General features: G+C 66.5%; 10 protein-coding genes. 3 read left to right on the top strand and 7 right to left on the bottom strand.

Features of this window, described 5'->3' with window-relative positions:
• Positions 1–84 precede the first annotated feature (84 nt).
• Positions 85–1,746, top strand: a complete 1,662-nt coding sequence (locus ACN6PJ_RS27235) for a Na/Pi cotransporter family protein (RefSeq protein ID WP_427998892.1) — start codon at positions 85–87, stop codon at positions 1,744–1,746.
• 282 nt (positions 1,747–2,028) lie between these two features.
• Here the strand turns inward: ACN6PJ_RS27235 and ACN6PJ_RS27230 are convergent, their stop codons facing one another.
• The 3 genes from ACN6PJ_RS27230 to polA all read right to left on the bottom strand — a co-directional run bounded on the left by ACN6PJ_RS27230 (position 2,029) and on the right by polA (position 6,533).
• Positions 2,029–2,817 carry a dienelactone hydrolase family protein gene (locus ACN6PJ_RS27230; RefSeq protein ID WP_427998891.1) on the bottom strand — a complete coding sequence of 263 codons (789 nt, stop codon included), beginning with the start codon at positions 2,815–2,817 and terminating at the stop codon, positions 2,029–2,031.
• A 47-nt stretch (positions 2,818–2,864) separates the two neighbouring features.
• On the bottom strand, positions 2,865–3,704 hold the full coding sequence (locus tag ACN6PJ_RS27225; protein ID WP_427998890.1) for a ZIP family metal transporter: 840 nt from the start codon (positions 3,702–3,704) through the stop codon (positions 2,865–2,867).
• 111 nt (positions 3,705–3,815) lie between these two features.
• On the bottom strand, positions 3,816–6,533 hold the full coding sequence (gene polA / locus ACN6PJ_RS27220) for a DNA polymerase I (RefSeq protein ID WP_427998889.1): 2,718 nt from the start codon (positions 6,531–6,533) through the stop codon (positions 3,816–3,818).
• A 64-nt stretch (positions 6,534–6,597) separates the two neighbouring features.
• Between polA and ACN6PJ_RS27215 the strand changes: the two genes are divergently transcribed.
• Positions 6,598–7,224 carry a TIGR00730 family Rossman fold protein gene (locus ACN6PJ_RS27215; protein WP_427998917.1) on the top strand — a complete coding sequence of 209 codons (627 nt, stop codon included), beginning with the start codon at positions 6,598–6,600 and terminating at the stop codon, positions 7,222–7,224.
• A gap of 97 nt (positions 7,225–7,321) precedes the next feature.
• On the opposite strand, the gene ACN6PJ_RS27210 is transcribed toward ACN6PJ_RS27215, so the two are convergent.
• Complete coding sequence (locus ACN6PJ_RS27210; protein WP_427998888.1) at positions 7,322–8,749, bottom strand: M20 family metallopeptidase; 1,428 nt, start codon at positions 8,747–8,749, stop codon at positions 7,322–7,324.
• A 59-nt stretch (positions 8,750–8,808) separates the two neighbouring features.
• On the bottom strand, positions 8,809–9,792 hold the full coding sequence (locus ACN6PJ_RS27205) for a Bug family tripartite tricarboxylate transporter substrate binding protein (RefSeq protein WP_427998887.1): 984 nt from the start codon (positions 9,790–9,792) through the stop codon (positions 8,809–8,811).
• Positions 9,793–9,917: 125 nt separating this feature from the next.
• Here ACN6PJ_RS27205 and ACN6PJ_RS27200 point away from each other — a divergent pair, with 125 nt between their 5' ends.
• On the top strand, positions 9,918–10,841 hold the full coding sequence (locus ACN6PJ_RS27200; RefSeq protein WP_427998886.1) for a LysR family transcriptional regulator: 924 nt from the start codon (positions 9,918–9,920) through the stop codon (positions 10,839–10,841).
• 159 nt (positions 10,842–11,000) lie between these two features.
• On the opposite strand, the gene typA is transcribed toward ACN6PJ_RS27200, so the two are convergent.
• Positions 11,001–12,824 (bottom strand): translational GTPase TypA, encoded by a 1,824-nt coding sequence (gene typA, locus ACN6PJ_RS27195; RefSeq protein ID WP_427998885.1) that lies wholly within the window; start codon positions 12,822–12,824, stop codon positions 11,001–11,003.
• A 16-nt stretch (positions 12,825–12,840) separates the two neighbouring features.
• On the bottom strand, positions 12,841–13,536 hold a 696-nt coding region (gene truB, locus ACN6PJ_RS27190), incomplete at its 5' end, for a tRNA pseudouridine(55) synthase TruB (RefSeq protein ID WP_427998884.1).

Raw genomic sequence — 13,536 nt, 5'->3', positions numbered from 1 at the left:
CGGGGACAGGTTCCCCTGCCCTGTCCCCGCATGCGATCATTACAGAATTATTTCTTGTCATAAAAAGAATGGAAACACGCCAGGATGTCCGGACTTATCACGCTGCTTGACTTCGCCGGCTACGTCGCCCTCCTGCTCTGGGGCGTGCACATGGTCCAAACGGGCGTGCAACGCGCTTTCGGGGCCGCGCTCGGCGCGGCGCTGGGCAGGGCGCTCGGCACCCGCTTGCGGGCCTTCGCCGCCGGCCTGGGCATCACCGCCGCGTTGCAGAGCAGCACCGCCACGGGCCTGATGATCACCGGCTTCGCGGCCGGCGGCGTCGTCAGCCTGGTGCCGGCGCTGTCCGCCATGCTGGGCGCCAACGTGGGCACCACGCTCATCGTCCAGCTGCTGTCGTTCGACCTGACCTCGCTCGCCCCGATCCTGATCCTGGCCGGCGTCTGGATGTTCCGCCGCTATCCGCCGGGGCGCACCCGCGACCTGGGCCGGGTGTTCATCGGCCTGGGGCTCCTGCTGCTGTCCCTGCACCAGCTGGTCGAACTGTTCCAGCCCTTCCAGACCGCGCCCATGCTGGGCATGATCCTGGAGGCGCTGTCCACCCAGCCGGTGGCCGCCGTGCTGCTGTCGGCCGCCTTCACGTGGGCGGCGCACTCCAGCGTGGCCGTGGTCGTGCTGGTGATGTCGCTGGCCACCCACCACATGGTGGCCCCGCACGTGGCGTTCGCGCTGGTTTTGGGCGCCAATCTGGGCACCGCCATCAACCCCATGATCGAGGGCGTCACCGGAGACGACCCCGCCGCTCGCCGGCTGCCGCTGGGCAACCTGCTTACCCGGGTGATCGGCGTGCTGGCCGGCCTGATCCTGCTGCCCTACCTGCAGCCGCTGATGAGCGACCTGGCGAACGATCCCGCCCGCGCAGTCGCCAATTTCCACACGCTGTTCAACGCCGTCATCGCGCTGGTGTTCCTGCCGTTGCTGACGCCCTACGCCGCCCTGCTCACCCGCTGGCTGCCGAAACGGGCCGATCCGAACGATCCGTCCCGTCCCCAATACCTGGACGAATGGGCCCACGACGTGCCCGCCGTCGCCCTGGGCAATGCCGCGCGCGAAGGCCTGCGCATGGCCGACATGCTGCAGACCCTGCTGCTGTATGCCCGCGCGGGCTTCAAGCGCGACAACCGCCACCGCATGGTGCAGGCGCGCCAGCTGGACAGCGCCCTGGACAAGCTGGAAAACGCCATCACGACCTACCTGGCCACGCTGGACCAGGAAAACATGACGCGCGAGGATCTGCAGCGCCTGGACGACATCCTGGCCTTCATCAGCAACGTCGGCCATGCGGGCGACATCGCCCACCACGGCCTGCTCGGCCACATCGCCAAGCTGCGCAAGCAGGGCTGGACCTTCTCGCCGGAACAGCGCGCGAACCTGGACGAAACGCTGGGCCAGCTCATCGCCAACCAGCGCACGGCCGCCGCCCTGTTCGTCAACGACGACCTGCGCCAGGCCCGCTCCCTGGCGGGGGAGAAGGCGCGCTTCCGCACGATAGAAACCACCGCCGCGGACACGCACCTGCAGAAGATCAAGGCCGGCGAGGTCGATGCCGCCGAAGTTGGCGCGCTCTACCTGGACATCCTGCGCGACATGAAGGGCATCAACTCCCACCTGGTAGGAGCCGCGGCGTATCCGCTGCTGGCGCGCCACGGAGAACTGCTCCCCAGCCGGCTGCGCGAAGCGGGGAATTGAGGCCCCCACGCCGCGCACGCTCCGCGCGCTTGCTGCCCCCCGAGGGGGCTGCCCGCCTTGAGGCGGCTCGGCGGCGGGCGGCCCCCGCGCCGCGCACGCTCCGCGCGCTTGCTGCCCCCCCGAGGGGGCTGTCCGCCTTGAGGCGGCTCGGCGGCGGGCGGCCCCCGCGCCGCGCCCGCTCCGCGCTTGCGCGCCCATCATGCCTTTCTGAGGGTGTTCCTGCCCTGAACGAAAAGGCCGACCATCGCTGGTCGGCCTTTTCATTCGTGGCCCATGCGCGGCCTACAGATAGCGCTTGAACCAATCCAGCATGCGCTGCCAGCCGTCCTTCGCCGCCTCGGCCTTGTAGCTGGGACGGTAGTCCGCCAGGAAGGCGTGGTCGGCTTCGGGGTACACCACGAATTCCGAACGCTTGGCGTTGTCATTGCCGGCGGCCAGCCTGGCCTTCATGGTTTCGACGTCGGCCAGCGGAATGCTGGCGTCCTTGGCGCCGTACAGGCCCAGGACCGGGGCGTGCAGTTCGTTGACCACGTCGAAGGCCACGCGCTTGATCAGGGGGCCGTGGCCCACGCTGAGCTTGCCGTACCAGGCCACGGCGGCCTTCACGTCCGCGTTGTGCGCCGCGTACATCCAGGTCAGGCGCCCGCCCCAGCAGAAGCCCGTCACCGCCACGCGCTTGGCGTCGCCGCCGTGCTCGACGGCCCAGGCCACGCTGGCGTCCAGGTCGGCGTACACCTGCTCGTCCGGTACCTTGCTGACCAGTTCCGAGATCAGCTTGGGAATATCGGTATAGGCCGAGGCGTCGCCCTGGCGTTCGTACAGGTTCGCGGCCACGGCAAGGTAGCCGGCCTTGGCCACCCGGCGGCACAAGTCCTTGATGTGCTCGTGCACGCCGAAGATCTCCTGCACCACGAGCACGATGGGCAGGTCACGCTTGCCTTCGGGCGCGGCGTAGTAGGCGTCGATCGATCCATCGGCCACGGGCAACCTGAAATCCCCGTGGACCAGCCCCTGGGTGTCCGTATGGATCACGGTGGGAGCGACATTGCCGGCTGCGGCGGAAAAACTCATGGAGAACTCCTGTGTTGGGTCGACAAGGCCGGATATCCTGGATCGCGCTAGTGCCGATGGCCATGCTCCGCGTGAGGCGCCGCCAGGCCCGCCTCCACGCCATGGTCATGCCCATGGTGCATCAGCGTCGTCACACTGTAGATCAGCGCCACGCCCACCCCGACCAGCAGCAACTGCGGGACGGCGTCGGACAGGGATACCCGCTCGTGCATCTGCGGCATCAGGTCGGCCACCGAGATATAGAGGAAGCTGCTGGCCGCAACCACCAGAATATACGGCACCCAACCCTGCGCCTGCTGCAGCACGAAGTACCCTATTATGCCGCCCACGGCTGAACACAAGCTGGTGAACAGGATCAGGGCGAAGGCGCGGCGGCGGGCCAGGCCCGCGTTGAGCAGCACGACGAAATCGCCAAGCTTGTGCGGCACTTCATGGATGATGATGGACGCGGCGGTCAGCACGCCGAGCAGCGGGTCCGTCAGGAAAGCCGCCGCCACCAGGACCCCGTCGCACAGGTTGTGCAGCGAACTGCCGATCAGGATCAGCATGCCGCCGCGCCCCGCCTCGTGGCGGTCGTGCCCCTTGTGGTGGTGGTGGCCGTCGCCCTCGTGATGGTGGCTGTGCCGCAGCAGCGCGATCTTCTCCAGCACGAAAAAGCCGATCAGGGACGCCAGCATCAGCCCGAAAAGCACGTGGGCGTCGGCCACGCCGGCCTCGAACGCTTCCGGCAGCAGATGCAGCAAAGCCACCGACAACAGCACCCCCACCGACAGGCTCACCATGTGGTGCAGGTATTGCGCGAAGACCTTGTAGGCCAGCCAGCTGGCGACAAGCACCGCGATGAGCCCGCCGGTAACGGTGGCGAGCAGGACCCAGAGCAGCAACATTTCGGGAGACGTCTATTAGGCGGGGAAGCGCAACATTATATTGTTGCAATCCCAAAAGCGGAAATGGGCCGCCCAGGGCGGCCCATCGAGCGGTCATCGAGAAGGCCTGCCCTAGTGGGCCTGCTCCCAGTTCTTGCCCATCCCCACTTCGGCGACGAGCGGCACGCGCAGGGTCGCCACGTCGCACATCAGGCCGGGCAGCGTGGCCTTGACCAGCTCCAGTTCCGCGTCCGGCGCTTCCAGCACCAGTTCGTCGTGCACCTGCATGATCATGCGCGTCTGCAGTTTTTCGGCCTCCAGCCAGTTCTGCACCGCAACCATGGCCATCTTGATCAGGTCGGCCGCCGTGCCCTGCATGGGCGCATTGATGGCTGCGCGTTCGGCCGCCTGGCGGCGCGGGCCCGAACCGCCTCGGATTTCCGGCAATTGCAGCCGGCGGCCGAAGACGGTTTCCACGTAGCCTTGCTCGCGCGCGCGCCGGCGCGTGTCGTCCATGTACATCGCCACGCCGGGATAACGCGCAAAGTACCGGTCGATGTAGGCTTGCGCGGCGTCGCGCGTGATGCCCAGGTTGGACGCCAGGCCGAACACCCCCATGCCGTAGATCAGGCCGAAGTTGATGGCCTTGGCAGCGCGGCGCTGCTCCGAGGAGACATCCGCAAGGGCCACGCCGAACACCTCCGACGCCGTGGCGCGGTGGATGTCCTCGCCCGCGGCAAAGGCGCGCTGCAGGTTGGCGTCGTCCGAGACGTGCGCCATGATGCGCAGCTCGATCTGCGAATAGTCGGCCGACAGCAGCATGCCCTGCTCGGCCACGAAGGCCTCGCGCACGCGACGCCCCGCCTCGGTGCGCACCGGGATGTTCTGCAGATTGGGATCGGACGAGGCCAGGCGCCCCGTGATCACCGCGGCCTGCGAATAATGCGTGTGCACGCGCCCCGTATCCGGATTGATCATGCGCGGCAGCTTGTCGGTGTACGTAGACTTCAGCTTGGACAGGCCGCGGTACTCCAGCAGGACCTGCGGCAGCGGGTAATCCTGGGCCAGCTTGCTCAGCACTTCCTCGTCGGTGGAAGGCGCGCCGCTGGCGGTCTTGCGCACCACCGGCAGCTCCATGCGGCCGAACAGGATCTCGCCCAGCTGCTTGGGGGAATTCAGGTTGAACGGCTGGCCCGCCAGTTCGTATGCCTTCTGTTCGAGCTGGAGCATTTCCTGGCCCAGCTTGTGGCTCTGCCGCCCCAGTTCCGCGGCATCCACCTTGACGCCGTTGCGCTCGATCGTGGTCAGCACCGCCGACACTTGCATTTCCAGCAGGTAGATGCGGTTCAGGCCCTCATCGGCCGCCACCATCGGGCGCAGCACCTGGTGCAATTGCAGGGTGAAATCCGCATCCTCGGCGGCATAGTGGCCGGCCTTGTCGACCGCCACCTCGTCAAAGCCGATCTGCTTGGCGCCCTTGCCGCAGAGGTCCTCGTAGGACACGCCGCTGCGGCCCAGGTAGCGCTGGGCCAGGTCGTTCAGGCCGACGCCGCGATGCGACTCCAGCACGTAGGCCTGCAGCATCGTGTCTTCGGTCACGCCGGCCAGCCGGATGCCTTCGTTGGCGAATACGTGCGTGTCGTACTTGGCATGATGCAGCAGCTTGGCGCGCGCGGCGTCCTCCAGCCACGGCTTCAGCCGCGCCAGCACCTCGTCCTTGGGCAGTTGGGCCGCGCCGTCCGGGCCGCGGTGCGCAACCGGGATGTAGCACGCCACGCCGGGCGCCACCGCCAGCGACATGCCCACCAGGCGGGCCTGCATTTCGTCCAGGGACGTGGTCTCGGTGTCCAGCGCGACCAGCGACGCTTCTTCCAGCCTTTCCATCCAGGCATCGAATGCCGGCCAATCCGAAAGGATCTGGTAGTCCAGTTCCGTGGGCGCGGCAGGCGCGTCGTGAGCGATGCGCGCGTCTCCGGCGGGCACGCGTTCGACGTCGCCGGTCAGCTCGCGCAGCCAGGTGCGAAAGCCGTAGCGCTCGTAGATTTCGGTCAGCGCCGCGTCGTCGCGCGGGCGCGGCGTCAGGTCGTCGACGCTATCGACGTGGCCGGCCAGGTCGCAATCGCATTTCACGGTCAGCAACTGGCGAGTGAGCGGAAATTTGGGGATGGCGTCGCGCAGGTTGTTGCCCGCGACGCCCTTCACCCCGTCCGCGCCTTCGACCAGCTTTTCGATGGAACCGAATTCCGTAATCCATTTGGCGGCCGTCTTCGGGCCCACCTTGGTCACGCCGGGGACGTTGTCCACCGTGTCGCCCACCAGCATCAGGTAATCGACGATGCGGTCGGGCGGAACGCCGAACTTGTTCACCACGCCGGACTCATCCAGCACTTCCCCGCTCATCGTATTGACCAGGGTGACGTGGCTGTTCACCAATTGCGCCAGGTCCTTGTCGCCGGTGGACACGATGGTGTGCACGTCGTGCTCGGCGGCCCGCTTGGCCAGGGTGCCGATCACGTCGTCGGCTTCGACCCCCTCGATGGCCAGCACCGGCCAGCCCAGCGCCCGCACCGCGCGATGGATCGGCTCGATCTGCGACGCCAGGGCCTCCGGCATGGGGGGACGGTGCGACTTGTACTCCGGGTAGATGTCGTCCCGGAAGGTCTTGCCGCGGGCATCGAAAATACATGCGGCATACTCTGCCTTATGATCAGATACAAGCTTGCGCAGCATATTCACCACGCCGTAGAGCGCACCCGTGGGTTCGCCTTGCGCGTTGCGCAAATCAGGCATAGCGTGGAAAGCGCGGTACAAGTAACTTGAACCGTCGACCAGTAATAAGGTTTTTTTCATGGTTACAAAGGCAGATATGGCAATAGCCGCGGAAACACCCGCCAACAAACAAATTCCGCTGATTATGTCAGAGATACGGACGGCGGCAGAAAAGCTCGCGAACATCGGGCCTGCGGTCAGTGTCTTCGGAAGTGCGCGAGTCAGCCGTAATTCCCCTCATTACGAAACCACCGTCGCGATCTCGGCCGCCCTGGCCGAAGCCGGATTCGCAGTAATCGCCGGTGGCGGTCCCGGCATCATGGAGGCAGCCAACAAGGGCGCGTTCGAAGCAGGCGGCACCAGCATCGGCCTGAACATCAGCCTGCCGCACGAAGCCCACAACAACGAATACCAGACCATCAGCCTTTCTTTCGAGTACTTTTTCTCCCGCAAGGCTACGTTCTTCATGCACAGCTTCGCCTATGTGGCGATGCCGGGCGGTTTCGGCACCCTGGATGAACTCTTCGAAGCGTTGACGCTCATCCAGACCGGCAAGGTCCCGCCCGCCCCTATCGTACTGGTGGGCAGCGAATACTGGTACGGCCTGGTCGATTGGCTGGGCAGCCAGGTGCTGGCCAATGGCATGATCGGCGCGCACGACCTGGATCTTTTCATCATCGAGGACGATCCGGTCAAGGTGGTGCGCAAGGTGGTGGAATTCCACACGAAGGTCAACTCGGACGCGCAATACGCGCCGTCCCTGCCGGCCTGAACCGGACAACGGCCATCCCCAAGGATGGCCGCCTCAACCTCGCATGAACCAGGGCGGCGCAGTGAAGTGCCGGCACGCGCAGCCTGGCAGCCCCCTTCTACCCCTTCCGCATGAACGACGGCAGCACATCCGGCGGAATCGGGCAGACATAGGGTTGCCCGCGCCGCGCTTGCGTCAGTTCGGCCTTGGCGCGTTCCAGTTCCTCCGGACGGGAGTACAGGTCGGCGGCGGTCGCCGCGATGATCTTGGCCGCGTGCACCATGCCCTTGTGCGCCATGGACATCTTGCCCTGGGCCACCATCTGCCAGGAATGGAAGGGCGTGCCGTAGGCGTAGCAGGCTCCCCAGCACTGGGCCGTGGGCGTGACCCAGCTCACGTCGCCCACGTCGGTGGACCCGTAGGTGATCTCGGTCTTGCCCGGATCGTAGGGCGCCACGCCCTGGAACAGCGGCGTGGGATTGCGCAGCACCGCGCCCAGGTTCTTGCCGGCGTTGTCGATGTCGTCTTCGGAGATCGCGTCCCACATGCGCAGCGCCGCCTGCTGCTCGCCTTCCGAGTAGGCCGGCCCCCGCAGCGCCTGCATGTTCGCGTACATGATCTGGTTGAGCACGCGGTTCGGGATGTAGTTCGAGCAGGCCTTATCGAAGACGATTTCAAGCTCGCAGCCCGTCATCAGCGCCGCGCCGCGCGCCACGTTCTGCACGCGCTCGTACAGTTCGGCCGCCTGGGAATTGATGGGCGCGCGCACCAGGTACAGCACTTCCGCCCGCGCCTGCACCACATTGGGAGAAATGCCGCCGCTGTTGGTCACCGCATAGTGCACCCGGGCATCCGGCACCATGTGCTCGCGCAGGTAGTTCACGCCGACGTTCATCAGTTCGACCGCGTCCAGCGCGCTACGGCCCAGGTGCGGCGAGTTCGCCGCGTGCGCGGCGATGCCGCGGAAGCGGAAATAGGCCTGGATGTTGGCCAGCGACGACTGGTGGAATATCCCCGTGTGAGAGGCCGGATGCCAGGTCAGCGCCGCGTCCAGGTCGTCGAACAGGCCCGCCCGCGCCATGAAGGTCTTGCCGGATCCGCCCTCTTCCGCCGGACAGCCGTAGAAACGGATGGTGCCGGGCAGCCCGTTGGCCTCTAGGAATTCCTTCACGGCCACCGCCGCGAAATGCGCGGCCGTGCCCAGCAAGTGGTGGCCGCAGCCGTGGCCATTGCCGTTCGGCGTTTCCGGCGAGGGCAAACAGGCGTACGCCCCGCTTTCCTGGCTCAGCCCGGACAGGGCGTCGTACTCGCCCAGGATGCCGATGACCGGGCCGCCGCTGCCGGCTTCGGCCACGAACGCGGTGGGAATGCCGGCGGCGTCCCGCGTAATGCGGAATCCGGCCTCTTCCAGCATCGCGATGTGCAGTTCGGCGGACTTGTGCTCGTCGTAGCGCAATTCCGCCAGGCTCCAGATGCGGTCGCTCAGATCCGCGTAACGCTCGCTGCGCGCGTCGATGAACGGCGCGAGTTTGTCGATGGCACCCATGGTTTCTCCAGTGGCTGGTGTCGTGTGAGCCGCGCGGGCCCGGCGGGAAAAGCCTATGCCTACTCGTCGAGCTTGATTCCGGCAGTTTCAATGATTTTCCGGTTGGCGGCCAGCGTCCGCGCAATGCGTTCGGCGAATGCCTGCGGTGTGCCCGCGTCGGGCTGCGCGCCCAAGGCCGCCAGGCGCTGCACCAGCGCGGGGTCGGCCAGCGCGCGGCCCGCGGCCTGGTTCAAGCGCTGCACGGTGGCGTCGGGCGTCCCCGCGGGCGCGACCAATCCGAACCAGGTCTGGCCCAGCGCGTTAAGTTGCGGATAACCCAGTTCCGCCAGGGTGGGCAGGTCCGGCCTATCCGCCAGCCGCGCCGGCGCGGACACGGCGATCGCGCGCAGCTTGCCGGCCTTGATCAGCGATTGCGCCGACGCGTACTGGTCCTGCTGCACCTGCACTTCCCCGCCCACCGCCGCGGTCAGGGCCGGTCCCATGCCGCGGTACGGCACGTGCAGCACGTCCACCTTCAGGTCGGCGTTCATGGCCGCCAGGTTCAGGTGCCCCAGCGAGCCCACGCCCGGCGAACCGAAGGAGTACTTGCCGGGATGCGCCCGCAGTTCAGCCAGGAACTGGGCGAAGTCCTGCGCCGGGAACGCCGGGTTCACCATCCACACCACAGGTACCGTCGCCACCGGGGCCACCGGTTTCAGTTGCGTTGCGGGATCCACCCGCCCGGTGCCATACAGCAGCGGATTGACGGCCATGGTGCTGACCGTCGCCATGCCCAGCGTATAGCCGTCCGCCTCGGCCCGCGCCACGGCTTCGGTGCCGATCAGGCCGCCGGCGCCGGCGCGGTTTTCCACCACCACGCTTTGGCCCAGCTCCTTGCGCAGGCCCTCGGCCACCGCGCGGGCGAGCACGTCCGTGGACCCTCCCGGCGCGAACGGCACGATGAGGCGCACCGGTTGGGACGGATATGCCCCCTGGGCGGCAGCCAGGGAACACGCGCCAGCAGTTAAGGCGCAAACGAAGGCATGCAGCAGGCGGTACTTCATGGACAAACCACTCCTTGGGGAAGAAGCTAGGGAAGGATTCGCTGCATTGTGGCCAGGGCATATCCTTATTTCAAATACATTAATGGATAGATATATTCAAGTTTTGAATATCTAGCACCCGCTTCATGGACGTCGCCCCTGCCACGCTTCTGGCCCGCCTGCTCGCGAAGGGCCGCCTGCGCCACCTCCAACTGCTCGCTGGCATCGCCGAACTCGGCAGCATCCAGCAGGCCGCTGGCCACATCGGCATGAGCCAGCCCGCGGCCACGCATGCGCTCGCCGATATCGAGGAACTGCTGGGCGTGCGCCTGTTCGAACGCCATGCGCGCGGTATGCGGCCCACGCGCAGCGGCCAGCTCATGGCGGAGTGCGCCCAGGGCATGCTGACGACCCTGCGGGCCTCCACTGACTCCGTCGCTGCCCTGCGCCGGGGCGCCACCGGCTACCTGCGGCTGGGCGCCATTCCGGCGGCCAGCGGCGGCCTGCTGGCCGAACGCCTGCCGGCCTACATGACCGCGCACCCGGAATTGCAAGTGGAAATCGTGGAAGGCAGCCGCGAACAACTGCTGCCGCAGGCGGCCAACGGCAGCCTCGACATGCTGCTGTGCCGACAGCCCGACGCCGTCCCCACGGGCCTGGAATTCGTGCCGTTGCAGCAGGACGAGGCCGTGATCGTGGCCGCGCCGGGCCATCCGCTGCTGAAGACGGACGCCGCGCCCACGCCAGCGGAGATCGCCCGCCAGCTCTGGATCGAACCGCGCCCCGAGTTGGCCATCCACGCGGTCTTCAAGGCATTCTTCGAGCACGCCGGCGTCGTTCCGCGCCTGTGCCGCCTGGCCAGCGCCGCCCCGCCCATGCCGCTGCTCATCGCCGTCATGCAGGCCCAGCAGGCGCTGGCGATGGCGCCGCTGACCCTGGCCAACTGGTACATACAGCGCGGGCATTTCCAGCGCCTGCGCATCGCCTCGCCGGGCTTGTTCCAGCCGATCGGGGCGCTCGTCCGCGATCGCGGCCCTGGCCGCGATTTCCTGGAATGGCTGAACCGCTAGGGTTCATCCGCACCGGGCCGCGCAGGCAGAAAGTGCTCGCACCGCGCTTCGCCCGCTTGCAGCCCGCGCAGGGGAGCGCATTTATCCTGCAAAAAAAAACCGCATCCCCAACAGGATGCGGCCTTGCCATCGCAGGCAAAGGGGCAAACGCCCCTTTCATCAAACGGCGGCTTCGCGAGCCGCGCGCTTGCGCTCGTTTTCGAGCAGGTAGCGCTTGCGCAGGCGGATCGACTTGGGCGTGATCTCCACCAGTTCGTCGTCATCGATGAACTCCACCGCGTATTCGAGCGACATCTGGATCGGCGGAACCAGGCGCACGGCTTCGTCGGTGCCCGAGGCGCGCACGTTGGTCAGCTGCTTGCCCTTGATGGGGTTCACGACCAGATCGTTGTCGCGGCTGTGGATGCCGATGATCATGCCTTCGTACAGCGCGTCGCCGGGGCTGACGAACATGCGGCCACGATCCTGCAGTTTCCACAGGGCGTAAGCCACGGCGTCGCCATGGTCCTGGCTGATCAGCACGCCGTTGCGGCGCTCGCCGATCGAACCTTCCTTGATGGGCGCGTATTCGTGGAAGATGTGGCTCATCAGGCCGGTGCCGCGCGTCAGCGTCAGGAACTCGTTCTGGAAACCGATCAGGCCGCGCGCCGGAATCAGGTATTCCAGGCGGGTGCGGCCGCGGCCGTCCGGCTGCATGTCCTGCAGATCGCCCTTGCGGCGGCCCAGTTCTTCCATCACGCCGCCCTGGTGGGCGTCTTCGACGTCGATGGTCAGGGATTCGAACGGTTCGCACTTCACGCCGTCGATCTCCTTGAACACCACGCGCGGACGCGACACAGCCAGCTCGTAGCCTTCGCGGCGCATCGTTTCCAGCAGGATGGTCAGGTGCAGTTCACCGCGGCCCGACACTTCGAACACCGTGTCGTCGCCCGTGTCGCGCACGCGCAGCGCCACGTTGGACTTCAGTTCGCGGTCCAGGCGGTCGCGCAGCTGGCGGCTGGTCACGAACTTGCCTTCGCGGCCGGCCAGCGGCGAGGTGTTCACCATGAAGTTCATGGTCAGGGTGGGCTCGTCGATGCGCAGCATCGGCAGTGCTTCCTGCGTCACCGGATCCGTCACCGTGCAGCCGATGCCCAGCTCCTCGATGCCGTTGATCAGCACGATGTCGCCAGCTTCGGCCTCATCCACGACCACCCGCTCCAGCCCGTGGAACTTCAGCACCTGGTTGATGCGGCCGCGGCCGCCCTGGCCTTCGGGACCGAACTTGTAGGCCACTTCCATGCCGGGACGCATGCGGCCGCGGTTGATGCGGCCCACGCCGATCTTGCCGACGTAGCTGTTGTAGTCCAGCGAGATGATCTGCATCTGGAGGGGACCGTTGGGATCGTCCTCGCGCTGCGGCACGTGTTCGAGGATGGCTTCGAACAGGGGACGCATGTCGCCTTCGCGCACGTCGGGATTCAGGCCGGCGTAACCCGACAGGCCCGAGGCGTACACCACCGGGAAGTCCAGCTGCTCGTCCGTGGCGCCCAGCTTGTCGAACAGGTCGAACGTCGAATTGATGACGAAATCGGTGCGGGCGCCCGGGCGGTCCACCTTGTTGACCACGACGATGGGCTTCAGGCCGAGGGCCAGCGCCTTGCGGGTCACGAAGATCGTCTGGGGCATGGGGCCTTCGACCGCGTCCACCAGCAGCAGCACGCCGTCGACCATGGACAGCACGCGCTCGACTTCGCCGCCGAAGTCCGCGTGTCCCGGAGTGTCGATGATGTTGATGTGCGTGCCTTGGTATTCAACGGCACAGTTCTTGGCCAGGATGGTGATCCCGCGCTCTTTTTCCAGGTCGTTCGAGTCCATGACCCGTTCGGTCAGCGCCTGGTTTTCGCGGAAGGTGCCGGATTGGCGCAGCAGCTGGTCGACCAGGGTGGTTTTACCGTGGTCGACGTGGGCGATGATGGCGACGTTGCGCAGGGCGCGAGTCATAGCTAGTCCTTTAAGGTCAGGTGGCGGGCAGCAAGCCCGCCGGCAATTCGTTCAATGCAAGCAATGCCTGCTTGGGGTCTGGCATGGCCTGCAAGGCTTCCAGCGCAACGGCGCGTTCCAGAGAGAAGGGCCCGACGTGCGTGCGCCGCAGCGCCGTCAGGTGGGCGTAACAGCCCAGCACGCGCCCGATGTCCTGGGCCAGAGTGCGGATGTATGTGCCTTTACTGCATGCCACATCGATCTCTGCCTGCGTTCCGCTCAGGGACAGCAGCTCGATGCGGTAAATCGTGACCTGGCGCGGCGGCCGCTCCAGCTCGATGCCGGCGCGCGCGTACTCGTACAAAGGCTTGCCGTCGCGCTTGAGCGCCGAGTACATCGGCGGGATCTGCTCGATCGTGCCCGAGAAACGTGACAGCGCTTCGCGCAGCGCCTGCTCGTCCACCGCAAAGCCCGGCTCCGCCGTGGACACGACGTTGCCGGTCAGGTCGCCGGAGTCGGTTTCCGACCCAAATTGCAGCGTAGCGCGATATGCCTTGTCGGCGTTGAGCATCGCGCCCGAAATTTTAGTTGCCTTGCCCATGCAGCACACCAGCAGGCCCGTGGCGAAGGGATCCAGGGTGCCCGTATGGCCGGCTTTCGCCGCGTCCATGGCACGTTTGGCGCGCTGCAACGCGTGGTTGCTCGACAAACCCACGGGTTTGTCGAGCAACAG

This window comes from Achromobacter sp., assembly GCF_050285585.1.
Classification (GTDB): Bacteria; Pseudomonadota; Gammaproteobacteria; order Burkholderiales; family Burkholderiaceae_B; genus Achromobacter.
This window is presented reverse-complemented; position numbering and strand designations above follow the sequence as displayed.

Excerpts from the sequence above, each read along its gene's own strand:
- polA (WP_427998889.1), bottom strand. The coding sequence starts at position 6,533 with ATGAAAAAAACCTTATTACTGGTCGACGGTTCAAGTTACTTGTACCGC.
- ACN6PJ_RS27235 (WP_427998892.1), top strand. The coding sequence starts at position 85 with ATGTCCGGACTTATCACGCTGCTTGACTTCGCCGGCTACGTCGCCCTC.
- ACN6PJ_RS27205 (WP_427998887.1), bottom strand. The coding sequence starts at position 9,792 with ATGAAGTACCGCCTGCTGCATGCCTTCGTTTGCGCCTTAACTGCTGGC.
- ACN6PJ_RS27230 (WP_427998891.1), bottom strand. The coding sequence starts at position 2,817 with ATGAGTTTTTCCGCCGCAGCCGGCAATGTCGCTCCCACCGTGATCCAT.
- typA (WP_427998885.1), bottom strand. The coding sequence starts at position 12,824 with ATGACTCGCGCCCTGCGCAACGTCGCCATCATCGCCCACGTCGACCAC.
- ACN6PJ_RS27200 (WP_427998886.1), top strand. The coding sequence starts at position 9,918 with ATGGACGTCGCCCCTGCCACGCTTCTGGCCCGCCTGCTCGCGAAGGGC.
- ACN6PJ_RS27225 (WP_427998890.1), bottom strand. The coding sequence starts at position 3,704 with ATGTTGCTGCTCTGGGTCCTGCTCGCCACCGTTACCGGCGGGCTCATC.
- ACN6PJ_RS27210 (WP_427998888.1), bottom strand. The coding sequence starts at position 8,749 with ATGGGTGCCATCGACAAACTCGCGCCGTTCATCGACGCGCGCAGCGAG.
- ACN6PJ_RS27215 (WP_427998917.1), top strand. The coding sequence starts at position 6,598 with ATGTCAGAGATACGGACGGCGGCAGAAAAGCTCGCGAACATCGGGCCT.